This window comes from Streptomyces sp. NPDC001750 (assembly GCF_042892615.1).
Classification (GTDB): Bacteria; Actinomycetota; Actinomycetes; order Streptomycetales; family Streptomycetaceae; genus Streptomyces.
The window spans coordinates 186,358-211,437 of sequence record NZ_JBIAUE010000015.1 but is presented as its reverse complement, the minus strand read 5'-3'; the positions used below and the strand labels follow the sequence as shown (position 1 = coordinate 211,437).

Annotated in this window: 15 protein-coding genes; 8 read left to right on the top strand and 7 right to left on the bottom strand. The window is 72.4% G+C overall.

Translation table 11 applies throughout. The annotated features are described in order from the left end of the window. The first annotated feature begins 311 nt into the window (after positions 1 to 311). Positions 312 to 1,583 (top strand): FAD-dependent oxidoreductase, encoded by a 1,272-nt coding sequence (locus ACFYY6_RS23435; protein ID WP_388651926.1) that lies wholly within the window; start codon positions 312 to 314, stop codon positions 1,581 to 1,583. A gap of 89 nt (positions 1,584 to 1,672) precedes the next feature. Here ACFYY6_RS23435 and ACFYY6_RS23430 read toward each other — a convergent pair whose 3' ends face one another. Next, positions 1,673 to 3,073, bottom strand: a complete 1,401-nt coding sequence (locus ACFYY6_RS23430; protein ID WP_351516469.1) for an amino acid permease — start codon at positions 3,071 to 3,073, stop codon at positions 1,673 to 1,675. A gap of 337 nt (positions 3,074 to 3,410) precedes the next feature. Here ACFYY6_RS23430 and ACFYY6_RS23425 point away from each other — a divergent pair, with 337 nt between their 5' ends. Further along, positions 3,411 to 4,151, top strand: coding sequence for a class I SAM-dependent methyltransferase (locus tag ACFYY6_RS23425; RefSeq protein ID WP_351625868.1), 741 nt, complete (start codon positions 3,411 to 3,413; stop codon positions 4,149 to 4,151). 16 nt (positions 4,152 to 4,167) lie between these two features. Here the strand turns inward: ACFYY6_RS23425 and ACFYY6_RS23420 are convergent, their stop codons facing one another. Next, on the bottom strand, positions 4,168 to 7,962 hold the full coding sequence (locus ACFYY6_RS23420) for a CHAT domain-containing protein (protein WP_388651925.1): 3,795 nt from the start codon (positions 7,960 to 7,962) through the stop codon (positions 4,168 to 4,170). Positions 7,963 to 8,042: 80 nt separating this feature from the next. On the opposite strand from ACFYY6_RS23420, the gene ACFYY6_RS23415 reads away from it, so the two are divergent. Together ACFYY6_RS23415 and ACFYY6_RS23410 are read left to right on the top strand one after the other, a co-directional pair. Then, the gene (locus tag ACFYY6_RS23415; protein ID WP_351625863.1) at positions 8,043 to 8,438 is read left to right on the top strand and encodes a hypothetical protein; all 396 of its coding nucleotides are present in this window, start codon (positions 8,043 to 8,045) and stop codon (positions 8,436 to 8,438) included. Between the two features lie 10 nt (positions 8,439 to 8,448). Then, positions 8,449 to 9,375, top strand: coding sequence for a hypothetical protein (locus tag ACFYY6_RS23410; RefSeq protein ID WP_351625860.1), 927 nt, complete (start codon positions 8,449 to 8,451; stop codon positions 9,373 to 9,375). A gap of 391 nt (positions 9,376 to 9,766) precedes the next feature. Here ACFYY6_RS23410 and ACFYY6_RS23405 read toward each other — a convergent pair whose 3' ends face one another. The 3 genes from ACFYY6_RS23405 to ACFYY6_RS23395 form a co-directional block, all read right to left on the bottom strand. Further along, a complete protein-coding gene (locus ACFYY6_RS23405) occupies positions 9,767 to 12,010 on the bottom strand; it encodes a PQQ-binding-like beta-propeller repeat protein (RefSeq protein ID WP_389194925.1) in 2,244 nt (747 codons plus the stop codon). Positions 12,011 to 12,336: 326 nt separating this feature from the next. Continuing rightward, complete coding sequence (locus ACFYY6_RS23400) at positions 12,337 to 14,529, bottom strand: NACHT domain-containing protein (protein ID WP_351516479.1); 2,193 nt, start codon at positions 14,527 to 14,529, stop codon at positions 12,337 to 12,339. Between the two features lie 8 nt (positions 14,530 to 14,537). Next, positions 14,538 to 15,440 (bottom strand): DUF6801 domain-containing protein, encoded by a 903-nt coding sequence (locus ACFYY6_RS23395; protein WP_351625853.1) that lies wholly within the window; start codon positions 15,438 to 15,440, stop codon positions 14,538 to 14,540. A gap of 470 nt (positions 15,441 to 15,910) precedes the next feature. On the opposite strand from ACFYY6_RS23395, the gene ACFYY6_RS23390 reads away from it, so the two are divergent. Further along, positions 15,911 to 16,789, top strand: coding sequence for a helix-turn-helix domain-containing protein (locus ACFYY6_RS23390; protein ID WP_389194922.1), 879 nt, complete (start codon positions 15,911 to 15,913; stop codon positions 16,787 to 16,789). Positions 16,790 to 17,274: 485 nt separating this feature from the next. On the opposite strand, the gene ACFYY6_RS23385 is transcribed toward ACFYY6_RS23390, so the two are convergent. Next, on the bottom strand, positions 17,275 to 17,694 hold the full coding sequence (locus ACFYY6_RS23385; protein WP_389194919.1) for a secondary thiamine-phosphate synthase enzyme YjbQ: 420 nt from the start codon (positions 17,692 to 17,694) through the stop codon (positions 17,275 to 17,277). A 183-nt stretch (positions 17,695 to 17,877) separates the two neighbouring features. Between ACFYY6_RS23385 and ACFYY6_RS23380 the strand changes: the two genes are divergently transcribed. Next, positions 17,878 to 19,086, top strand: a complete 1,209-nt coding sequence (locus tag ACFYY6_RS23380; protein WP_351516606.1) for an NAD(P)-binding domain-containing protein — start codon at positions 17,878 to 17,880, stop codon at positions 19,084 to 19,086. A 279-nt stretch (positions 19,087 to 19,365) separates the two neighbouring features. Here the strand turns inward: ACFYY6_RS23380 and ACFYY6_RS23375 are convergent, their stop codons facing one another. Continuing rightward, on the bottom strand, positions 19,366 to 21,171 hold the full coding sequence (locus ACFYY6_RS23375) for an ABC transporter ATP-binding protein (protein ID WP_389194916.1): 1,806 nt from the start codon (positions 21,169 to 21,171) through the stop codon (positions 19,366 to 19,368). Between the two features lie 166 nt (positions 21,172 to 21,337). Here ACFYY6_RS23375 and ACFYY6_RS23370 point away from each other — a divergent pair, with 166 nt between their 5' ends. Together ACFYY6_RS23370 and ACFYY6_RS23365 are read left to right on the top strand one after the other, a co-directional pair. Next, positions 21,338 to 21,781: a MarR family transcriptional regulator gene (locus ACFYY6_RS23370; protein ID WP_351625848.1), complete on the top strand. Its 444-nt coding sequence runs from the start codon at positions 21,338 to 21,340 to the stop codon at positions 21,779 to 21,781. A gap of 92 nt (positions 21,782 to 21,873) precedes the next feature. Further along, the gene (locus ACFYY6_RS23365; protein WP_351516490.1) at positions 21,874 to 24,825 is read left to right on the top strand and encodes an FAD-binding and (Fe-S)-binding domain-containing protein; all 2,952 of its coding nucleotides are present in this window, start codon (positions 21,874 to 21,876) and stop codon (positions 24,823 to 24,825) included. Positions 24,826 to 25,080 lie beyond the last annotated feature (255 nt).

Below are 25,080 nucleotides of genomic sequence, written 5' to 3'. Positions count from 1 at the left end.
TTCATGCAGCCCGGACAACATCCCCTGCCAGGCCTCGATCTGCCCCACCCCAAGATCTACAGACACGACAGAACACAACCACAGTCACCGACAGAGCTCACAACCGCCCTATCAGTAACTGTGATTGCAGTACTAGGGCGTGTAGCAGCCAGGGCGTGCGGCAGCGAGGTCTCCGGCAGCGGACATCGTGTCCGGCGGTGGCCGTCCGCCGATGGGAACCACCGCTTCGCCGGGCACTCGGCCGGCGCCGCCGCGGGTATACGTCCCCTGTCATCACCGGCCCGGGGACTGCACCGGAGGGAGCGGCGGCCATGGAACGGACCACATGCTGTGTGGTGGGCGGCGGGCCCGCCGGAATGGTCCTCGGGCTGCTGCTGGCCCGGGCGGGGGTGGCGGTCACGGTCCTGGAGAAGCACGGCGACTTCCTGCGCGACTTCCGTGGCGACACCGTGCATCCGTCCACCCTGGGGCTGCTGGACGAACTGGGGCTGGCCGGGCGGTTCGGCCGGCTGCCGCAGCGGCGGGTGACGACGGTCCAGGTGCCCCTCGGCCCGGACCGCTCGCTGGTCACCGTCGGGGACATCGGCGCGTTGCGCGGCCCGTACAACTACATCGCGATGGTGCCGCAGTGGGATCTGCTGAACCTCCTCGTGGACGAGGCCGCGCGGGAGCCGTCCTTCTCGCTCCGGATGAACACCGAGGCGATCGGGTTCCTGCGGGCGCGCACCGGTTCACGCCCCGGTCGAGCGGGGCGGAGGGCTCGGGGAAGGGTCACCGGAGTGCGGTACCGCACGTCCGACGGCCGCGTCGGCGAGCTGCGCGCCACGCTCACCGTCGCCTGTGACGGCCGGTTCTCGCTGGCCCGGTCGTTGCCCGAACTGGGGCTGCGGAGCTTCGCCTGTCCGATGGACGCCTGGTGGTTCAGGCTGCCGCGGCGGGACGGCGACCCGCACGGGCTCGTGGGAGGCGTCGGCGACCGGTTCTTCAGCGCCATGATCGACCGCGGGGACTACTGGCAGTGCGCCACGTTGATCCCGAAGGGCACCGACACGCAGCGCCGCGCCGCCGGCCTCGACCGGTTCCGGGGCGAGTTCGCGGCCGGCGTCCCCTGGCTCGCGGACCGCGTGCACACGCTCGGCTCGTGGGACGACGTGAAACTGCTCGACGTACGGCTCGACCGCCTGCACCGCTGGCACCGCCCGGGACTGCTCTGCATCGGCGACGCCGCGCACGCGATGTCACCGGTGTTCGGCATCGGGATCAACCTCGCGGTCGAGGACGCGGTGGCCGCCGCCCGGTACCTCGTCGGGCCGCTGCGCGAGGGCGCGGTCGGTCTGCGGACCGTGCGCCGGATCCAGCGCCGCCGTCTGCCGACGACCGTCGTGACGCAGACCCTTCAGCGCCTCGCCCACACGCACATCATCGAACCGGTCCTCTCGGGCCGCCCGGCGTTCGGCGACGCGAGGCGCGCCCGGCGGCTGAGCGAGCTCGTCACGACCTCGCGGTGGCTGAACCGTCTGCCGGCGTACTTCTTCGCCTACGGGGCCCTGCGCGAACGCCCGCCCACCGCCTCGGTGCGCTGAACGCGCACGGCGGACCGGCACCGGGCATCACGCGCCGGACACCTGCCACTGGACCCCGGGGACGCGGGCGCGGTCGGGCACGGGCGGAGTCAGGCGCGCGCCTTGCGGGCCGACATCCAGGCGTAGACGAGCACTCCCGCGAAGAGGAACAGCACGCCCTGATAGACGGCGGCGTAGCCGGAGCCCGCGAGGAGCCACATGGAGAAGCCGAAGGCGGCCAGGGCGAGCGCGGCGTCGCGGGCGAGGCGGGCCGGGCGGACCCGGTCGCGCCGCCCCGACGCGAGGAAGTACAGCTGGGCCGCCGTCGCCAGCAGGTACGGGACGGCCGCGGTGAAGGTCGTGACCAGCACCAGGATCTCGAACACCCGGGCCGACCCGGCCATGTAGTTGTAGACGGTCAGCAGGGAGGCGAGCACGGCCGCGACGACGACCCCGAAGGCGGGCACTCCGCGCCGCTTCACCACGAAGCGGTCGGGGAACAGCCCGTCGCGGGCCGCGGCGTACGCCGTCTGGGCGCTCAGCAGCGTCCAGCCGTTCAATGCGCCCACGATCGACACGAGCGCCGCGCAGGCGACCACCGCGCCGCCCCACGTACCGCCGAACATGGCGTCGACGGCGTCGGTGAAGGGGGCCTTCGACGTGAGCAGTTCGTCGTGCGCGACGGTGCCGAAGACGGCGAGCGTGCCCAGGAGGTACACCAGCGCCGCGCCGAGCGTGCCGAGGACGGTCGCCCGGCCGACGTTGCGCCGGGGGTCGCGCACCTCCCCCGCGCTGACCGCCGCCGACTCGACGCCGAGATAGCTGAAGACCAGGATCGCGGCGGACGCGGAGACCGCGCCGAGGGCGCTGCCGCCCGTGGCCTGGAAGGGGCCGAGGTTGTCCGCGTCGAAGAAGAACATCCCGCCGACCGCGACCAGCAGCAGGGGCACGAACTTCAGCACGGTGGAGACGAGCTGCACCGCGCCCACGCAGCGGGTCCCGGCGAGGTTGGCGAGGGCGGGCGCCCACTGCACCACGAGTGCGGCGGTCATCATCAGCCACGGCGAACCGTGCAGGGGCAGCAACACGTCCAGGTAGCCCACGGCGGTGACGGCGAGCGCCGCGTTGCTCACCCAGGAGGTGATCCAGTACGACCAGGCGGCCAGGAAGCCCGCGAAGTCGCCGAATGCCTCGCGCACGTAGACGTACGGCCCGCCGGTGCGCGGGTCGCGCCGCGCGAGCCGTCCGAAGACGAGCGCGAGCGCGATGGCCCCGAGCGTGAGCACTCCGAAGGCGACGAGGCTGATGGTGCCGTACGGGGCGACGGACGCGGGGAGCAGGAAGATGCCGCCGCCGATGATGTTGCCCATGACCAGGGCGGTCGCCACCGGAAGCCCGAAGCGTCGGGCGTGCCGGCCGTCCCCTTCCCGCTCCCGGAGCCGCGAGGACCCCGGCGAGGCCGCGGAGGCCGGGGCCGGAGCCGATGGTGGAACGGTTCCGGTGTCGTGCATGGGTGGTGTGCCTTTCGTCCTTCCGGGATGCCGTCGGCCGCCCCCGCGGGCCGCGTCACGGCCCCCGGCCGGCGCCGCGGCGGCGGGCGGGTGTGCGGGCACACACCTCTGCCGTGGTCATCGCCCGGGGAATTCCTCCATGCTCGGATATCGGACACCTCAGACAAAATCGCCGCCGAATGTTCACCGATTCACCTGCTTCGACCGGAAAACAGACGGGTTCGAGCGCATGGGTCGGCGCATCCTTCACCGGCAGCCCCGGCGCCGCCCGCGCCGGGCACACCCGGACGGAAAACGCGTCGACACCGCCCCGTCGTCTCCGGCACAGTGACCGCCCATGACGAGCAGCGAGCTGTGGACCCGCGCGACCGCCGAACGCTACGACGCCGAGGAGAGCGAGAGGTCCTCGCCCGCCTTCCTCGGACCGGCTCTCGACTTCCTCGCCGAACTCGCCGGGGACGGCCGGGCGCTGGAGTTCGCCGTCGGGACCGGGCGGGTGGGCGTCCCGCTCCGGGAACGCGGTGTGCCGGTCGTGGGCATCGAACTGTCCGAGCACATGGCCGCGGTCCTGCGCCGCAAGGTGGACGAGGAGACCCTTCCGGTCGCCGTCGGGGACATGGCCACGACCACCGTCCCCGGAAAGTTCAGCCTGGTCTACCTCGTCTACAACACGATCACCAACCTGCTCACCCAGGACGAGCAGGTCGAGTGCTTCCGGAACGCCGCCCGCCATCTGGCCCCCGGCGGCCGGTTCGTCATCGAGCTGGAAGTACCGCCGCTGCGGTTCCTTCCGCCCGGGCAGGTCGCGGTGCCGTTCGACGTCTCCGAAAGGCATCTCGGCTTCGACACCTTCGATCTGGCCGAGCAGATCCTCATCTCGCACCACCTCACCCGCGACGGCGACGACGGCCGTTACCGCCGCAGCGATTCCCGGCACCGGTACGCCTGGCCGGCGGAGCTCGACCTGATGGCACGGCTCGCGGGGCTCGAACGGGAACGCCGCGTCGCGGACTGGAGCGGGGAGCCGTTCACCGAGGACTCCACGAAGCACGTCTCCGTGTGGCGCAAGCCGGTCTGAGGCCGCCGCCCGGCCCTCAGGGACCCGCGTGCACCTGGCAGGCCCACAGGCTCGGGGTCCGCGGATAGGTGTCGCGCAGGGTGCGCACGGCCCGGTGCAGGGCCTCGGCCGCGCGGGCGACGTCGAGCGCGCCGTCGCCCGTGTTCAGCGCTTCGTAGACGCTCAGCGCGACCTCGGCCCCGATGGTGTCGTCGACGTGCCACAGCGAGCCGACGACGTGGGGGAAGCCGGCCATCTGGAAGGCGCTGACGATGTGCACGGCCTCGTCGGCGAGCTCGGGGCTGGTGCGCAGGGTGTCGCAGGCGGAGAGGTAGGCGAGCCGGACCGACGGCAGCCGCAGCCGGGCCAGGTCGCGCACGGTCAGCGGATGCGCGGTGTGGTCGTGCAGGACGAGCCTGCTGCCGGAGGGACGTTCCGGGTCGCCCAGGGCGTGGCAGGCGAAGTGGGCGTGCGCGTGGTGGTGCAGGGCGGAGACGACCGCGGAGCGGGTGGCGTCCGCGTCCGCCAGCAGCGCGGCGCCGGGGAGGAGACGGGCCAGCTGGTCCGCCTCCCGGCGTGCGCCCGGGAGCGGGGCCTGGCCGGTGGCCTCCGCGACGCTGACCACGAGCGTGCCGCCGCCCGCCGGGCGGGCTGCGCGGCGACGGGCGTGGTGCAGGGCCCGCAGCGTCGGTGTGTACGAGGAGACCACCCGGTCCAGGGCGCCCGGAGCGTCGGCGGGGGCAGCCGCGTGCAGGGGCAGCGTGTCCAGGAGACCGCCGGGCGACCACCACACGCGAGTGGCCTCGGGGAGGCGGTCGAGGACCGGACCGGTGACCGCCCGCCACAGCCAGGCGAGGGTCTCCCGTACGTCCTCCTGGGCACGCTGCGACTGCTTGCGGGAGGTACCGGGTGTCTCGATGCGGACCAGCGCGTCCTGGAAGGTGCGCCGACGCGCCGCCGTCGTCCGCTGGTCGAGCCCGGGGAGGGGCACGGCGTCGATGGAGCGCTCGGTGACGACCAGGGCGTCGCTGCCGTACGGCGAGACGTTGACCAGGATCACCGGGCCCGCCGCGGCGGTCGCGTGCAGTTCGCGCTCGTCCCACTCCCGCACCGGACGCAGCATGCCCAGCTCGGGGTGTTCGGCGCGGATCCGGTCCGTGAGGTCCCGCCACTCGGCCGCCAGCCGCTGCCGCAGATCGGCGCGGGCGTCGGGGCCGGGCGATCGTTCTTCGAGGAACTCCGGGGTGCCGGTCGCGGTGTCGAGGGCCTCCCGGAGCTCCTCGAAGCGGTCGGCGAGGTCCGGGGCGGCCTCCCGGAGCCGCGTCAGATCGCTGTCGGCGTCGAAGGCGTGGGAGAGGATCACGCCCCTGGCCTGTTCGAGCAGTCCGACCGCGAGCCCGGGCCGGCCGCAGCGCACCGCGCAGGCCGCCGCCCGGGCACCCAGTCCGACGGTCCCGCTCAGCAGGAACTCCTGGTCGTCCCGGACGAGATGGCGGGGCGCCACGGAATGCAACAGGTCGACCGCCAGGGCGTAGCCGTCCAGGGCTCCTTCCCAGTCGCCCAGCTCAGCCCGGACGTCGCCCCAGGCCCGTGCCGCGTCCATGCGCAGGGAGGGCGCGCACTGCTGCTCCAGGGCCGCCGACCGGAACACGCCGGCCGCCGCGACCAGGTCGGCTCCGCGGCGACGGCGGCCGGGCCTCCGGTCGCTCAGAATGCGGCCGAGGTTCGTCAGGCGCAAGGTGCGGTGGGGGTGACCGGGCGGGGTGGCCTCGACGGCCCGGCGGAAGAGCGCGACCACTTCGTCGCGGGCCGTGGACGACACCAGGATGCGGGGGCTCAGGAGCCGTGCCCCCGCTGCCACCGTCAAAGCACCCGCCAGCTCGGGCGAGTCCGCGGGCAGCGCCGCGATCACCGCGTCGGCCAGCTCGCGCGCCTCGCGGGCGTCGCCGAGCCGCGGCGTCCGTGCGAAGCGCGCCACCAGGGCGATGGCGAGGTTGTGACGCCGACGGGGCAGCAGCGGGTCACCCTCCGGGGTGAGGGCGAGGGCCTCTCTGAGCAGCGGTACCGCCTCGTCGAGTCCGCCGACCGGATCGGCGGCGCGTCCGAGGCCGATGACCAGACCGATCCCCGTCGAGCTCAGCAACGCCGCGCGGTGCGCACGGCCCAGGCCGGGCAGCGCGGCGGCCCGGCCCCGGCACTCCTGGGCCTCCCGCAGGTCCTCGCCGTCCTCGGTCAGCTGGTGACGCAGGTCCAGCGCCGCGCCGAGGTTGAGCAGCCGCACTCCGAGCATCCGGTGCCCCTCGGGAGTGAGTGCCACCGCCTCCCGATGGGCGCGCACCGCCTCGTTCAACTCCCCGGGATCTCCGGAGCGCTGATAGCCGGCGGTCAGCACCAGTCCGAGATCGTCGAGCATGGTGGGGCGGTCCGGGTGGCCCGGCGGTGCGAGCGCCTCGGCCCGCCGCAGCCGGCGCAGCGCCTCCGCCAGATCCGGCCCGTTCGCCTCCGGGTCGCGCGTGTAGCGGGTGTACAGGGCCATCGCGGGGGCGAGAAGCGGTGGTCGGGGGCCGTCCGGCGGCTCCGTCGAGGCGGTGGCCGGGCCGATGAGGCCGAGCGCCGCGTCCAGATCGGCCTGAGCACCGGTCGCGACGGAGCGGGCGCGCAGGGCGTTGCCCAGCGCGTTGCGCAAGGCGGCGCTCGGACCGGGATCCGTGGCCGCCCGAAGCGCCTCGGTCAGCACGGCAACCGCCTCGTCCAGGTCCTCGGTCCGGCCTGTGTACTGTGCCCTCAGCATGAGGGCCATGCCCAGGTCGTGGCCCGCCGTCGCGGGTTCCGGATCGTCGGACAGCGCCCGGCGGCACAGCTCCACCACCTCGTCGCACTCCTCGGGCGTCGCGCCCTCCCGCTGCCGCAGCAGCAACAGCGCGCGCTTCAGGACGTCGAGACCGTAGGGCGGTCGGGGACTCCCGGGGGCTGCCTGGGCCAGTGCGTCACGTGCGATGCCGACCGCCTCGTGCAGGTCCTCCGGGTCGTACGAGCGCAGGTAGCGGTCCAGGAGCCGGGCGCCCAGGGCATCGAGGGCGAGGAACCGCTCGGGCGACCCGGCCGGGATCGCCTTGAGGGCGCGGTGGGCGAGCCGGACCGGGTCCGCGGCCTCGACCTCTCCGTCTCGGGGCATGTCGCCGAACGAGTCCCCGAACGGCCAGGTCGTCCCGGCCCGGTCCAGCACCCGGGACAGGCCCGCGCGCCGGTCCGTGTACCGGGGGTCGTACTCCGGCGTCGCGAGGACGGCGAGGCTGCCGCATCCGACCGCGGTGGCGAGCCGGATCCCGGGCGAGGGCAGCACGGCACCGAGGGTCGCGGCCAGTCGGTGGAGCCGGCGGACGTCTTCGGAGGCCCCCGGCGGCGGGTCGTTCTGCCGCCCCTCCGCCACGATCAGCCACGCGGCACACTGGGCCGCCCACTCGGCGGGGCCGTCCGCGTCCGCCGGGTCGGGGCGGACGGCGGGACCGGTGGCCGCGTAACCCGCCGCCAACTCCGGCGGCACCAGCCCCGGATCGGCGACCCAGACCGGGAAGAGCAGTGTTCCCGCCATGCACCCGTGCACGCCGCCGTGCTCCCCCGGCCCGGCCATCGCGCGGGCGACGCAGAGCCACCCGGCGGCGTGCCGGGCCTCCATGTCGGTCCTGGCGTCGGCGGTCCGCAGCAGCCCCCGCAGTTCCGCGTCCGCCTCGGGGCCGAACACCACGGCCCCGTCCACCCCGCCGTCCGCGGTCGCGGCCCGCGCGAGGCGCGCACGGATCTCCTGCAGGAACCAGTCCCGGTCGTACCTCACCCCGCCGCTCCCCCGCTGTCCGATCTCGCCGTCACGTCGATGCACGCCCAACTCTGCCCGATCTACGGCACACTTGGAGCATGACCGCGTCTTCCGACCTCCCTCGTGCCGATCGCCGGGCGACGGCGTCGTTGTGCGTCCTGCTCGGCTCGCCGGACGCGCTGCGGCAGCCCGAGGTCCGGGAGGCGGCCGAGCACGCGCGGGACCTGCTGCGGTCGGGTGCGGGCGCCGACGAACTCGCGGCCTGCTACCGCGCCCTGGACACGGCGTTGCGTCGGGCCGGCGACGCACGCGGGCTGGTCAACGGATCCCGGAGCTGGACGGCCCCCGGCGTCTCGCCCCACATCAAGGTGGCCGTGTGCCCCGGGCCGGCCCGGTGCCCCCGCGTCGAACGGGCCCGCGACCTGCTCCCCGCCCCGCACTGCGCGGTCAACGGCACGCGCATGCGCAAGGGCCGGCTGGGCTCCGCCCAGTGACCCCGCTCCCGTGAATCCCCTCCTCGCCACCCTGGGCGGCAAACTCACCGAACGCTGGCTGAACCTTCTGGTGCTCCCCGGCGCGCTCTTCCTCGCCGTCACGGCCGTCGGCACCACCCTGGGTCATCGCCACTGGAACGACATCGACCGGCTGCGCACCGGTCTGGACGACCTCGCCACCAGGCCCGCCCTCGACCGCGCGGGCACCGCCGCGCTCCTGGTCGCCCTGGTCCTGCTCGCCGCGACCGCGGCCTCGCTCGCCGCGCAGTTCCTCGGCGGCGTGATCGAGCGGTACTGGCTGCGCTTCGGCCGGGACCCGCTCTCGCGCGCCCTCACCGTCCGCCGCGTCCGCAGGTGGAGGGAGAGGGACGCGCGGCTCGACGCGGCCGTCGGCCGCGCCGGCTGGACAGGTGCCGGGCCCGACGACACGGTGATGGTCCCGAGCGGCACACTGGCCCGGATCCAGTCCCTGACCGAGGCCCGCGACCGTGTCGCACTGCGCGAACCGGCCCGCCCCACCTGGTACGGCGACCGCATGCAGGCGACGGCCGACCGTGTCGAGGCCGCCTACGGAGTGGACCTCGCCACCTTCTGGCCCCGGCTGTGGCTGGTCCTCCCCGAACCCGCCGTACGCCACATCCAGTCGGCCCACGACTCCTTCGGCGCCGCCGCCCGCCTCGCCGCCTGGGCCGTCGGCTACGCCCTGCTCGCCTGCTGGTGGTGGCCTGCCGTCCTGGCCGCCCTCGGCTGCGCTGCCGTGGCCCGCTCCCGTGCGCGCACCGCCCTGGACGCACTGGCGGGCCTCGTCGAGGCCGCCGTCGACGTACACGGCCGCGAACTGGCCACCCGGGTCGGCCTGCTCCCGCCGGACGCACAGGGACTGCTGGCCCATGACACGGGGGACGGGATGTCGGCGGTGTTCAGAAAGGCCGAATGACCGTCGGCGGACCATGACACCGACGCACCCGCCGCGGCCCGGCCGGTGAGCGCCCCTGGTCGGCCCAGGAAGCCGAGGCGCACCGGGACTTCCTGCGCCGCAGGGCAGGACCTCGACATCGGCGCGTGCGAGCAGCGCCTGCCCGACCACGTGGACGGGGAGTGGAGCCCGGAGCAGCTCCACTCCCCCGGCGAGCATCGCTGCCGACTTCCCCGAGCAGGTCACCCGACTCCGTGCGCCGGCCGTCTGAGACGAGCCTCGGCATGAACCTCGTCCAGATGGGTCCGTGGAAGGCGGAAGGGCACCTCGTCGCCGGCCGCGCGGGCGACCGAGTGGGCCGCTGCGGTGTCCGCCCGGCGAGGAAGGCGGCCGACGTCCGGTGCCGCCCGGGTCAGCCCGACATCGGCGGCTTCTGCGTGTCGAAGGCGAAGAGGGTGTTCTTGGCCGCGGCCACGATCACCGCACGCCCCGCAACGGTCACGCGCGGGCTTGCTCCCTGCTCGCCCGTCAATCCATCGGCCTGCGGGTCTGTCGTCCACAGAGGTTTGCCGTCGTGCGGCGACAGCGCGACCACCCGGCCGGTGGCCGAGCTGAAATACAGCGCGTCGGCTCCCGCGACGGGACCCGACGCACCCTCCACGCCGGTCTGCCGCGACCACTTCGTCCGGCCGGTCGCGGGGTCGAGCGCTGTGATGAGACCGGTCTGCCCGCTCACGTAGACGGCGCCGTCCGCCATGCCGGGCGTCCCCGCGTACGTCTTGGCCAGTCGGGAGTACGTGACCTTCCGCGAGGCCGGGTCGAACCGCGCCACCCCGTCGTAGCCGGCGAGCACCGGTCCCTCCATGTGTCCCTGGAGGAGTACGAGCCTGCCGTCGGTGACGCCCATCGGTATGGCGGGGCCGTCGACCGCGATGGGCCTGCCCAGTGCCCCCGAGGCGCGGTCAACCGTGCGCAGGATCGGGTGGCGCACCTCCAAGGCGTCCATCTCCGTGTCCGTCGCGCACATCGCGAAGAGCTGTGGGCCCACCGGGACGGGAGCGCACTGCGTGCCGGCGGGGAACGACGTGGTCCAGGTGACCTCACCGCTGTGCGCGTCCCGGGCCTCGAAGCGGGAGTTGGAGGCGTCGACCGTCACGACGGCGGAGCCGACCACGACGGCGTCCTGGGTCCGACCCGTGACGGCCCTCGACTGGGCGCCGGACGGCACGGACCACAGCTCCCGGCCGGTGTCGGCGTCGATGGCCACCACCTCGCTGGGAGGATCCTGCGGGGCGTCCTGGGCGGCGAAGCGGTAACCGAGCACCGTGTCGTCGGTGGCGCCCACCATGTGCATGCCCTGGACGGGGACACCCGGGCTCTTCGCCGTCCACACCCGCGAGCCGTCCATGGCCCTGATACGGGTCGCGACGACACCGCCGCCCCCACAGAACAGCGCGTCGCCGCGCGCGACGCAACGCAACTCGTCGGGGATGTCCTCGCGACCGCCCTGCACGGTCCTGCGCCACGGTTCGAAACCGTCCGGAAGCGTGGCACCCGGCGTCGCGACGCCGTTGCCCTCGTCGCCGCCGCTGTTCCCCCCGAAGCCGCCCGCCTTCAGTGCGGCGGCTCCCCCGCCGATCGCTGCCACCGCGACCGCGGCCGCGAGCACAGGACGCCATCGGCGACGCAGACGGCGGCCGACGGGGGTGCCGGTGCTTCCTGCGCCGGGACCGGCCGGGGCGGTGGTCGGGGCTGACGGCGCCGGGGTGTCCGGCGTCGCGAAGTGATGCTGAGTGATCATGTCGCGGGTGCAGCCCGCGTCAACCCCGTTCGCGTCGGTTCCACCGAGGTCGGCCGGCAGGTCCCGCAGCAGCACGAGGAGTTCGTCCGCAGAGGGGCGCCCCTTGGGCTCCTTGTCCAGGCACAACTCGACGACCGCGCGCAAAGCCGCCGGCACGGCACCCAGCGACGGCTCCTCATGCACCACCTGATAGGCCGTCATGTACGGGCTGTCCGCATCGAAGGGCCCGCGGCCCGTCGCCGAGTACACCAGCAGCGTCCCCAGCGAGAAGACATCGGACCGCGGCCCCACACCACGCGGCGCCTGCAACTGCTCCGGCGACATGAAGGGCGGCGTACCGATGACTCGGCCTGTCATCGTCAGCGTCTGCTGGTCCACGGCGCGTGAGATGCCGAAGTCGATGACGCGCGGGCCCTCGGGCGAGAGCACGACGTTCGAGGGCTTCAGGTCACGGTGGACGACCCCCGCCCGGTGGATGTCGCGCAGCGCCTCCGCCAGCCCGATGGCGAGCCTCCTCAGCTCCGCTCCGTTCAGCGGGCCGTCCTTGGCGATGTGCTGGGCGAGCGTCGGCCCCTCGATATAGGTCGTCGCCATCCACGGCTGCTCGGCCTCGGGAGCAGCGTCGACCACGGCGGCGGTGAACGCGCCGCTCACCCGCCTCGCCGCCGCCACCTCCTGCCGGAAACGGATGCGGAACTCGTCGTCCTCCGCGAACTGCTGGTGGATCAGTTTGATGGCGACAGGTCGCCCCGAACTCGTACGGGCCAGAAAGACCGTGCCCATGCCACCCGAGCCGAGCCGCGCCTCGAGCGGATAGCCGCCGATCTCGACCGGATCACCTCCGCGCAGCGACACTCTTCCCGCCCTCCCGTCCCCCGTGCACCTCTGGCACCACGGGCCTGCGTACTTGTCCTGCAGACAAACTAGCCGCAGGGCAGTACGGCACAGCAAAGCGGGTGACGAACAGGGGTCCCGGAGCTGCTCCTGTGCCGCACACGACGAAGCCCCGCCAGGGGCATGGCGGACCTCCGTCGTGTCGTGGATCACCGCACGGTGCGGCCCGTCGCGGTCTCGCGGTGAGCATCAGGCTCCCGGGAGGCGGCGAACGCGTCCGTCACGGTGCGTGCGGGAACTGAGCGGGCACCGGACGGCACCCTTGTGACCGACCAGCCACCCGGGGTTCACGCGGGCACGGGGCCGCCCGGCGGGTCGTAACGGATGTCGTCGCGGGCGAGGAAGTCCTGGAGCTCGCGGTGGCGGAACTGGTAGGCGATCCCTGCGGTGCGCATCAGACCCGCGTCGCAGCACCAGTCGAGGAAGCGGCCGAGGCGCCAGGGCAGTGGCTGGTCGGACCACCAGCGGCGAGTACAGAGCAGGAGAGCCACGTAGCGGACCCCAGCCGCTCCGAGTGCCGGGCCGGCACCCGTCCTGAACAGGGGTCCGAACGCGCGCCAGGGCCTGAACAGCACGTCGAGCGCGCCCCGGTAGCCGCATCGGAACAAGCGGTTGTAGACCAGCGCGAGCACCCGCCCGCCACCGAGGCCGAACAGGGCCATGTAGATGAACACCGCCCCGAACGCAAGGACGGGGCTCAGGGCGAACCAGTAGAAGGGGACGAACGCGAGCCCGACCACGAGGCCGGTCACGAGCCCGGTCACCAGGTCGTCCCGCACCATGCGGCGCGGCGACGCGAGCCCGTGCGGCCTGCGGATCTCGGGTGCGTCCGAGAGCACGCCCGCCAGTCCGGCCCCGACGGTCGCCCCTCCGACGAGTCCCACCACCGATCCGTACACGAGCCCGATCGCCAGGCCGAGGACGTTCCCGATGTCGAGCACGACGACGAGCCCTCCCCAGAAGAGCCCGCCCACGAGCCCGTTCAGGAGCTGGCGTCGTCCGACACGTGTTCCGACCGTGATGCCTTCCAGCCGGGACGGGATCGGCCAGGGCGGGATTCCCACGAGAAGGCTGCCCGCCACCATGAGCGTCACGTTCGTCACGTACACGCTCCACGCGTCGAGCAGGCCCGCGGGCAGGTCGGCAACGGCCCACACCGCGACGGTCAGGAGGACCTGGACGGTGCGGGCGCGGCGGTGGCCGGTGAGCGGCCACAATTCGTGGAGCACGAGGTCGGTGCTCGACAGACGACGTCCGGCCACCTCGCGTGCACCGGTGTTGGTGCGCAGGTGGCGGGCGAGGACCGTCAGCCAGACGCACACCTGCTGCCGCGTGTAGGGCGCGGCGGTGTCGTCCGTCGGGGAGGCGCCGCGGATGTACAGATCCAGCAGGTGGTCCCGGACCTCCTCGGGGGTTCGCAGGCCGCGTCGACGGAGCTCCGCGGGGTCACGGACCCAGCCTTGCTCGGGGTCGCGCTCGTCGTGAACGGCGAGCGCGAGGGTCAGCCGCCAGGGGGTGGACAGGCCCTGGGCCAGCGGGCTGTCCGGGTCGGCGCGGAGTGCGTCCAGGACGGGTGCCCAGCGGCCCGGGTCGATGGCCCGGGCGGTGACGAACGCCTCGGCCGCGGCCGTGCTGACGGGGGCGATCTTGATAAGGGAGGCGTCCTGCGCCCACAGACCCACGCGTTCGAGAGCGGCGTACGGGTCAGTGCGGCAGGTGAGGACGAGCTGGCCCTTGACGGTGCCGTGGAGGTAGCTGTTCATGGCCTCCAGGGCGGCCGCGGCGCGGGAGCCGAGCCCGGGATCCTCCCTGGCGTCCATCTCGTCGAGGCCGTCGAGCACCGGAAGGACCAGACGGGCTCTGACGAGGGCGACTGCCGCGGCGGGGCGTAGCCGGTGTACGCGGACGAGCTGGTCGGCCAGCCAGTCGTCGAGCTTGGTCGCGCCGGGGTCGAAGGTGGACAACGACAGCCGTACGGGAACGGGGCCGCCCGGCGTCCGGTCGGCGAGCAGAAGCAGCATGAGGTGGAGAGCGAGCACCGTCTTACCGGATCCGGGCGCGCCGGTGATGACGAGTCGGCCGGACCCGAGAGCGCGGTAGTAGGCGGCGACGCCCTCCAATGTGCCGCGGGGTGCCGCGTCCGCGGCCTGGTGGGCACGGGAGGGCAGGTGGGCGAACTCGATGTCGATGGTGCGGTCGCTGCCGCCAAGAAGTCTCTGGCGGGCTTCCTCCTCGCGATTCCTGATGTCGACGGCGAGGCGGTCGGCGAGCCCGGCGACGTCGGTGTCCTCCCGGGCCTGGGAGGACCTGGCCTGGTCCAGGCCCGCTACCGTCAGCACCAGGCCGACCATCCCGACCACCAACCCGCCCGGGTCCACGTCCCCGGTTCCCGCTCGGACGGCCACGGCGACCGACACCACCAGCGCCGACACCGTCAGCGCAGACCAGCCCCACCGCGTGGGGCGTGCGGTGTCGGACATCCCCCTGGTCACCTGCCGCGTGAGCGGGAGCGGAAGGCAGCGGCCACGGCGAGGGCGCCCAGGACGGCGGACCCCGCGGCCAGCGCGACCAGAGTCCTGGTGCCCCGGCTGCCGGTCTCGGCCATGGCGCCGGAGGGGTCGGCCGAGCCTTCCGGGGTCGTGTCCGTCCTCGCGTCGTCGCTCGGGTTCCGTGACCCGGCAGTGCGCGAGGTGGCCGTATCAGCCGTTCCGGACGGGGCTGGACCGGTTGTCGTTCCCGCCCCGGCGACGTCGAACGACGCCACGACGTTGTTCTGCCCAGGATCCAGCCCGCACGGCAGGTCGAGCTTGACGGTCACGATGCCGCCGCTCGCGGTGACGTGCGCGGTGAGATCGCCGACGGTGATTCTCGCCCCGCCCGGTCGGGTAAAGGTGCGCGTCGGCGCGACACCTGTCGCCTTGACCTGGAACGGTCCGGACGCCGGAACGCTAGTCCTGGCCACCTGGAACGGCACGCCGAGGTCGGTCTCGACGCCCGGCGCCGTCACATGCACCTTCGCGTCCACCGTGCCCGTGATGGTCTTGATGCCCGCCTTCCGCAACTCTCGCGCGTCAGCCGCGCTGACCGGCACCGCCGCACGGATGACGAACTTCGGTGTGGGCATGCCGACCGTCGCCGACTTCGGGACGTCCGAGTCGATCTTCACGGTGCCTTGCCGCTCGTCGGCCATCGGAACCGAGCAGGTGTACCGCAGTGTGCGCGACACAGGCTCTGCGGCCGCGGGTACGACTCCGAAGACTCCCGCGCTCGTGCCCAAGACCCCTGCGGTCACCACAAGTCCCCAGGCCCCACGGACCACCGGACCCCTCAGAACGGAGCGGGATGCCGCTGGCTGCTCACACGGGTTCTGGATCAGTTCGACGTTCGCCATCTTGTCCCTCAGTCAGATACTCGGGCCTCCGGCACGAAGCCCACGGATTCCTCCACCGGGTGGAACGGCAGCGGGCGCCTCGTCTCGGTCAGCGAGGACCGCCCCGCCCGAGCGCACAGGGTCCACGACCAACCGTAGGACTGAATCGCACGCCCGGAATTGCGCGTACGCGCAGGAAAGTTGGCACCACGCGCAACACAACGAGTTCCACGCACACATGTGCGTATCGAACGCCTCTGACGCACTGCCTGGATCGCACCGCCGTCCACTACACTGTTGCGGCACTACCGGGGCCCCATGCCATGAGCGCGAGAACCGACTCCGGCTGTGCGCACTGCGAGCAGGCCGCGGTGAAAGGTGTTTCGGTGGTCTTGGAAACCTACACGGTGAATTCATGCACGACCCGGGACGTGACGTCGCGTGAGCGCGCCGAATTCTGGGGCGAGCACGTGACGTCGTATCAAAGCCGGATGGGCTACGGGTACCCACGCACCGACGACTTCCGCGCGGGAACGATCCGCCAGCGCACCGCCGCCTATCAGCTCGTCCAGTGGTGGTCGGACACGATCAAGTACACCCGGACCACGAGCCAGGTACGGCACAGCCCGGACGAGGACTACCGCTTGCTGCTGCCGGTCGCCGGAGAGCTGCTGCTGCGCCAGAACGACCAGGAACTGCGACTGGCGCCGGACGCCGGGTGCCTGCTCACCTTCGACGCACCGTTCGAGATACTGCAGGCCGCCTCAGCGCGGGCGTTCATCATGTCGATTCCCGCCCAGGAGGTGAACGGGCGGTTGAACCGGTCGTCACCGCTCGCCCTGGGCCTCGACCTCCGCTCGGGCCTGGGCCGGGTGGTGGGCGGCATGCTGACCGGCCTGCACGAGGAGCGCGCCACCCTCACCGGCGGCCAGTTCGACGCGGTGTCGGAACGCCTGGTCGAGCTGTTGTGCATCCTCGCCGCAGGGGACGACCGACCCACCCCGCCCGGCCACCTGACGGAGGTGGAGAAAGTGGTCCGCCGGTACGCCCGCGAGCACGCTGCCGACCCCCACCTGAACGGCGCCACCATGGCGCGAGCCCTGGGCTGGTCGCTGCGCCAGGTGCAGCTGGCTCTGCAAAAAGCCGGGACGACCCCCCGCGCACTGATCCGCGAGGAGCGGCTGCGATTGGTACGGGACCGGCTGCGGGCGCCCGCGTACCGGCACATGACCATCACCGAGCTGGCATATGCATCGGGATTCTCCTCCTCCAGCGCGCTCAGCACGGCATTCCGGCAGCGCTTCGGGGTGTGCCCGCGCGACATGCGTCACGCGGGATTCCCGTCCGCCGGTGATACGCGACGGAGCTGACCGAAATCCGCTGGAATTCCGGCCCGAAAGGCAACAGCAGCGGGCCACGGGACGCACGGTAAATCATGGTGCCAACCGAGTTCACGGGAGAATTCCACATTTCCGGACCCCCAGCATCTCGGCGTCGGATCGTCCCGCCCCGGCTCGCGTGGCGGAGTCGGGCGGCTTCGCCGCGTCGGGGCGGTGGCGGGGCGCCGAACAGTGCGCCAGGTGCATCCGGAGGCAGAACGACCTCCCGGCCTCGTCGCTCGCCGTGCAAGAGAGGTGCTTCGCACGGCGACACGGTCGTACGAAGGATCTCCGGCGACGGAACAGGCCGGTCGCCGGTCGGTCGACGTAGCGCCGTTTGCGGTGCCCTTCCGCCCGGGCGGCCTCCAGCGCCGTCGGCCGCACCTCGATCGCGGGAGGTACCCGTCGCCGCCGGCGCAGCACCCACGGCAGTCCGCCGGCCGCGCCATACCCAGGGCGCTCCTGGTCGCCCCGGGTCAGCCCAGGAAGCTCAACCGCACCTGACGCTCCGGATTGTCGACGTTCGTGTCGACCAGGCACACCGACTGCCACGTCCCCAGTTCGAGTCGTCCGCCGATCACCGGCAGCGTCGCGTGCGGGGGCACGAGGGCGGGCAGTACGTGGTCGCGGCCGTGCCCGGGCGAGCCGTGACGGTGCTGCCAGCGGTCGTCGGCGGGCAGCAGGGTGTGCAGGGCCGCGAGCAGGTCCTCGTCACTGCCGGAACCCGTTTCGAGCACGGCGATTCCGGCGGTCGCGTGCGGCACGAACACATTGAGCAGCCCGTCCCTGGCGGCGGTCCGGGCGAGGAACTCCTCGCAGTGGCGCGTCAGGTCGGTGACCGTCTCCGTCGTCCCGGTGGTGATGCGCAGGACGCTGGTGCTGAAGGGGGATGACATGCCTCCCATCTTGCCGCCCGAGCGGCGCGATCGCGCCGTCCACTCCTTCCGCACACGGACGCGCCTTCCGCGCGGCAACGCGCAGGGTTCCACCGAACGGAGCTTTCGCGCCGGCGCAGGAAGATCCTCACCGTCGGCTCGGTTAGTAGAAGCGTGAACAACACTGAGGTGGCCGCAGCGCACATGGTCGATGTCGTCGTGATCGGCGCCGGACAGGCGGGCCTGTCGGGCGCCTACCATCTGCGGCGCGCGGGCCTGGAACCCGAACGCGACTTCGTCGTGCTGGACCACTCGCCGCGCCCCGGTGGCGCCTGGCAGTTCCGCTGGCCCTCGTTGACGTACGGCAAGGTGCACGGCATGCACGCGCTTCCCGGTATGGAGCTGACCGGCGCCGACGACGACCGGCCCTCCTCCGAGGTGATCGGGGCGTACTTCGACTCCTACGAGCGCGCCTTCGACCTGCGGGTCCACCGGCCGGTGGACGTGGGCGCGGTGCGCGAGGGCGACGGCGGCCGACTGCTCGTCGAGACGTCCGAGGGCACGTACGCCACCCGCGCCCTGATCAACGCCACCGGCACCTGGGACCGACCGTTCTGGCCGCGCTACCCCGGGCAGGAGAGCTTCCGCGGGCGGCAGTTGCACACGGCGGACTACCCCGGGCCCGACGCGTTCGCCGGTCGGCGGGTGGTGGTGGTCGGCGGCGGCGCCTCCGGCACCCAGCACCTCATGGAGATCGCCGAGGTGGCGGCCGAGACGTACTGGGTGACGCGTCGGCCGCCGGTCTTCCGGGAGGGACCGTTCGACCAGGACCGGGGCCGGGCCGCCGTGGCGCTGGTGGAGGAACGGGTACGGCGCGGACTGCCGCCGCAGAGCGTGGTGAGCGTGACCGGACTTCCGTTGAACGACGCCGTGCGACGGGCCCGCGCGGAGGGAGTGCTGGACCGGCTGCCGATGTTCGACCGGATCACGCCGACCGGGGTCGCCTGGGACGACGGCCGGACCATCGACGCCGACGTCATCCTCTGGGCGACCGGGTTCCGGGCCGCCATCGACCACCTCGCGCCGCTGAGGCTGCGCGAACCCGGCGGCGGCATCGGGCTCGACGGCACGCGGGCGGTCAGGGACGCGCGCGTCCATCTCGTCGGATACGGGCCGTCCGCCAGCACCATCGGCGCCAACCGGGCCGGACGGGCCGCGGTGCGCGAGATCACGCGGCTCCTCGGGACACCGCCAACCGACGTCGGCCACACGGGCACGGCCCCGGAAACGGCTTCGGTCCCGGAAACGGGCGCGATCCATGCCGTCCTGCCACGGACCCGCCGACCGGTACGACAGACAGCTCAACTCATAGAACACACGAACAAGGGATCGGATGTTCGCTGGAACGCGTGATCGTTTCGCATTTCATTGCTCGGCGCCCCCGCGGCGGATGATGATTACAGTGCGCAAGCAACGGGCTGCAGACCGCGACTGCGCTGTCCCACATATGCACCATGTACAAGGAGAAAATCCTCATGAACATCCTCACCAACCTGCTCGCCGGCATCGTCCACTTCGTGGGTTGGCTCGTCTGACCGTTGTTCCGCCCGGCGCCGTCGCTCCCCGTCCCACGGGAGCGGCGGCGCCGCCGCGTGTGCAGGCCGCTCGGGGCCGCACACCCGGCCTCGTCGATCAGGTCGCCATCGGGGCCAGTCGGCTGTCGCGCCGGACGAGCGCGGCATAGCGGCCGTCCTGCGCGAGCAGCTCGTCGTGGGTGCCGCGTTCGATCGTGCGACCGCCGTCGAGGACGACGATCTGGTCCGCGTCGCGGACGGTGGAGAGCCGGTGGGCGATGGTGATGGTGGTACGGCCCGCGGAAAGCGCGTCGATCGCTTCCTGAACCGCGAATTCCGTACGGGTGTCCAGGGCGCTCGTCGCCTCGTCGAGCACCAGCACCGGCGGATCGCGAAGGATCGTACGGGCGATGGCCAGGCGCTGCTTCTCGCCGCCCGAGAAGCGGTGGCCCCGCTCCCCGACCAGGGTGTCGTAGCCGTCGGGCAGTGCGGCGATGTGGTCGTGGATCTGCGCCGCACGGGCGGCCGCCTCGATCTCGGCGTCGGTCGCGTCCGGTTTGGCGAAGCGCAGGTTGTCGGCGACCGAGGCGTGGAAGAGGTACGTCTCCTGGGAGACCACCCCCACGGCCCGCGCCAGGGTGTCGAAGTCGAGCTCGCGCACGTCGACGCCGTCGATCAGGACCCGGCCGCCGGTGACGTCGTAGAGCCGGGGCACCAGACAGCCGAGGGTGGACTTGCCCGACCCGGTGGGTCCGACGATCGCCAGGCTGCCGCCCGCCGGTACGGTCACGTCGATGTCGCTGAGGGTCGGACCGTTCTTCTCGTCGTAACTGAAGTCGACGTGCTCGAAGCTGACCTCGCCGCGGATCCTCTCCAGCCGGACGGGGTGCTCGGGCTCGGTGATCTCCACGTCGAGGTCGAGGTATTCGAAGATCCGCTGGAAGAGCGCGAGGGACGTCTGCATCTGCACTCCGGTGGAGAGCAGGCTCACGGCCGGCCGGAACAGCGCCTGCTGGAGCGAGACGAAGGCGACGAGCGTGCCGATGGAGACGGCCGGACCGCCCGATCCCAGGGCCAGCCCCGCCGCCCAGTAGATGACGGCGGGCATGGCGGCCATGACGACGCCGATCGTCGCCATCCGCCACCGCCCGGCCATGCTGGAACGCACTTCGAGATCGACCAGCTTCTCCGACTCCTCGGCGAAGCCCTCGGTGAGGGAGTCCGCCCGGCCCATCGTGCGGCCGAGCAGGATGCCGCTGACGGAGAGCGACTCGGTGACCGTCGCGGCCATGGCGGCCATCTGCTTCTGGCGGCGGGTGGTGATCTTCTTGCGTTCGCGGCCGACCTTGCGGCTGATCCACACGAAGACCGGCAGCAGGAGCAGCGAGACCAGGGTGAGCCGCCAGTCGAGCGCCAGCATCGCGACGACCGTGGCGACGACCGCGGTGAGGTTGGAGACCAGCGAGGTCGCGGTGGAGGTGACGGTCGCCTGCATGCCGCCGATGTCGTTGGCGATGCGGGACTGCACCTCGCCGGTCCTCGTCCGGGTGAAGAAGGCGAGCGGCATGCGCTGCAGCTGGGCGTAGACCGCGGTGCGCAGATCGTGCATGACGCGCTGGCCGACCGTGGTGGAGATCAGCGTCTGCAGGACGCCGAGGACCCCGTTCGTCACGGCGGCCACGATCATCCCGAGGGCGAGCAGCGACAGCAGTCCCGTGCGCGCCTGCGGAATGGCGGTGTCCAGGATCTCGCGCAGCAGGAACGGCGAGGCGACCGACACCAGGGACGAGGCGCCGACGAGCAGCGCCACCAGGGCGAGCCGGCCTCGGTAGGGACGGAACAGGCGCAGGATGCGACGCACCTCGGCGGGCGGGTGTTCTCCGTCCCGGGGCGGGGGCGTCCAGTTGATTTCGTCGGGTTTCATGGGCTCCTTCGACGGTGCGGGGTCGTGGGGACCCGGGTCCGGCCGGTCCGGCATCCGGCCCCGGAGCGGTTCGGGTCCGGGCCAAGGGCCGGGCATCCGGCATTTCGAGAGCTTAGCTCATTGTTACCTTCACTCACAATGAATGTGGTCCTGATATTATTCCGCCATGGACTCCTCCGACGCAGACGGCGTACTCGCCGAGCAGTTGCTGCGGGTGACCCGCAGGCTCCAGCGGATCCAGAGCCGCCAGCTGGAGCCGATCGGCATCACTCCCGCCCAGTTCCGGCTGCTGCGCATCGTGGCCCATTACGACGGGCCGCCCCGGATGGCGGACCTGGCCCAGCGGCTGGACGTCGTCCCGCGCGCCGTGACGAGTCTGGTCGACGGCCTGGAGGCGAGCGGCCGGGTGCGCCGCGCCCCCGACCCGGACAACCGCCGGGTGATCCGGATCGAGATCACCGAGGAGGGCCTCGCCACCCTCCGGTCACTGCGCGACGCGCGCCGGGCCGCCGCGGAGGAGATCCTGGCCCCATTGACCATCGATCAGCGCGAGGTGCTGGGCGGGCTGTTGTCCGCCCTGGTCAACGGCATGCCGGAGCGCCACTGCTAAACCTGTGGGAACGCGCGTCCGGCCGGTCCGTGCCCGGCACACCGGCCGGACGTACCGAACGAACAGAACAGAACCGCCGAGGAGAGCCCGACATGCCGCTGCTGGAGCCGAAGCCCGAAGCACTCCGTCCCGACGCGGTGCGCACGCCGTCCCCGGACCGGGTCCCCGACCGGCGGTCCCCGGGCACGCCCGAACCGCTGCGCAGCGCGCTGATCGGCCTGCTGGGGGCCGAGAAGGTGCTGTGGAAGGTCTCCGACCTGGTGAAGTACGCCTCCGACGCCAGCCCCTACCGGTTCGTGCCGCAGGTCGTCGTGGTCCCGGAGGACATCGCCGACGTCGCGGCGATCCTTTCGTACGCGCACGACAACGGCCGCGAGGTCGTCTTCCGCGCGGCGGGCACCAGCCTGAACGGCCAGTCGCAGGGCGAGGACATCCTGGTCGACGTGCGCCACCACTGGGCGGGCATCGAGGTGCTGGACGGCGGCGCACGCGCCCGTGTCCGGCCCGGGACGACGATCGTGCGGGCCAACGCCACGCTCGCCCGCCACGGCCGGCTGCTCGGCCCCGACCCGGCCAGTGCCATCGCCTGCACGGTCGGCGGAGTCGTCGCCAACAACGCCTCGGGCATGACCGCGGGCACGACCCGCAATTCGTACCGCACCGTCTCCTCCCTCACGTTCGTCCTGCCGAGCGGCACGGTCGTCGACACGGGCGCCCCCTCGGCGGACGAGGACCTGGCCCGGGCCGAGCCCCGGCTCTGCGAGGAACTGCTGGCGCTGAAGGCGGAGATCGAGGCGGACGCCGAGCTGACCGCGCGCATCCGGGCCAAGTACGAGATCAAGAACACCAACGGCTACCGCCTCGACGCCTTCCTGGACGGGTCGACGCCCGTCGAGATCCTGCGGGGGCTGATGGTCGGCTCCGAGGGCACCTTCGGCTTCATCTCCGAGGTCGTCTTCGACACGCTTCCGCTGGACCGACGCGTCTCCACCGGTCTGCTGTTCTTCCCCTCCCTGACCGCGGCGGCGGCGGCCGTGCCGCACTTCAACGCGGCGGGGGCGATCGCCGTCGAGCTGATGGACGGCAACACGCTGCGCGCGTCGGTGAGCGTCCAGGGCGTGCCCGCCGACTGGGCCGGGCTGCCGAAGGAGACCACGGCGCTGCTGGTGGAGTTCCGGGCCCCCGACGAAGCGGGACAGGAGGCGTACGAGCGGGCCGCCGCGTCCGTCGTCGAGAGGCTCGACCTGGTCGCGCCGGTGGCCTCGGTGACCAATGAGTTCACCCGTGACGCCCAGGTCATCTCGGGCTACTGGAAGGCCCGCAAGGCGTTCGTCACCGCGGTCGGCGGATCGCGGCCCTCGGGGACGACGCTGATCACGGAAGACTTCGCGGTGCCTCCCTCCCGGCTGGCCGATGCCTGCGAGGCCCTGCTCGCGCTCCAGGCGGAACATGGTTTCGACGCCGCCGTCGCCGGGCACGCGGCGCACGGCAACCTCCACTTCCTGCTCGCCTTCGACGCGGCGAAGCCGTCCGACGTCGAGCGCTATGCCGCGTTCATGGACGACTTCTGCCGACTGACGGTGGAACGCTTCGACGGCTCCCTGAAGGCCGAGCACGCCACCGGCCGCAACATCGCCCCGTTCCTGGAACTGGAGTGGGGCCCGAAGGCCACCGAGCTGATGTGGCGCACGAAGCAGGTCATCGACCCGGACGGGGTACTGGCCCCGCGCATCGTGCTCGACCGCGACCCCAGGGCCCATCTGCGCGGCCTGAAGACCATCCCCAAGGTGGAACTGATCGCGGACCCCTGCATCGAGTGCGGCTTCTGCGAACCCACCTGTCCCAGCCACGACCTGACCACGTCCCCGCGCCAGCGCATCGTGCTGCGCCGGGAGATGATGCGGCAGACGGGCGGCTCGCCGGTGGAGTCGCGGCTGCTGGACGCGTACGGCTACGACGCCGTCGACACCTGCGCGGGCGACTCGACGTGCAAGCTGGCCTGCCCGGTCGGCATCGACACGGGCGCCATGATGAAGGACTTCCGCCACCGTCGGCACTCGCCGCGCGAGGAGCGGATCGCGGCGCTCACCGCCAAGAACTTCAAGGCGGTGGAGGCGGCGGCACGTCTCGCGGTCGCCGCGGCCGACCGGATCGGCGACCGCATCGGCGACGGACCGCTGGAGACCATCACCGGGCTCGCCCGCAAGGCCGTACGCCCCGACCTGATGCCCGAGTGGCTTCCCGAGACCCCGGGCGCCGCCGCCCGGAAGCTCCCCCGCACCTCCCGCGTCGGGGCGAAGGCCGTCTACTACCCGGCGTGTGTGAACCGCATCTTCGGCGGCCCGGAGGGCCATCGCGGCCCGTCCCTGCCACAGGCCGTCGTCGCCGTTTCCGCCCGCGCCGGGAAGCCGGTGTGGATCCCGGACGATGTCGCGGGCACCTGCTGCGCGACGATCTGGCACTCGAAGGGGTACGACGAGGGCAACACCGTGATGGCCAACCGCATCGTGGAAGCGGCCTGGGGCTGGACGGCCGGCGGCAGGCTCCCCCTGGTCGTCGACGCCTCGTCGTGCACCCTGGGCATCGCCCACGAGGTGGTGCCGTACCTCACCGACGACAACAGGGAGCTGCACCGGGAGCTGACCATCGTCGACTCCCTGGTCTGGGCGGCCGACGAACTGCTCCCCGGGCTGACGGTGCTCCGCAAGGTCGATTCGGCGGTGCTGCACCCGACGTGCTCCATGCAGCATCTGGGCGATGTGGAGCAGTTGCGCACGGTCGCGGAGGCCTGCGCGGAGGAGGTCGTGATCCCCGACGACGCCGGATGCTGCGCCTTCGCGGGCGACCGCGGCATGCTGCACAAGGAGTTGACGGAGTCGGCCACGGCCAAGGAGGCGGCGGAGGTGAACACCCGTGACTACGACGCCTACCTCTCCGCCAACCGCATGTGCGAGATCGGCATGGACCGGGCCACGGGCCACTCGTACTACTCCGTGCTGATGGAGCTGGAACGGGCGACGCGGCCGGGAGCGGTCGTGCGCTGACCCGCGCGGGGCCACCCGGCGACCGCCTCACGGCCGGTCGTCCGACGGCCCGCCGACGTCCTCACCCGCCGGGTGGGTCCGGTCATGACCGGACCCACCCGGCTTTCGCACGCGCACGAGGCCCGTGGTTCACGAAAGTCCATGGTTTGGGATCAGGAATCCAATCGTTCCCCTTGCGCGTCGACGGACTCGACGACCAAGGTCCTCCACGAGGTTCATTCACCGGCCGCGCACGTCAGACCCCCCTTCTGGAGG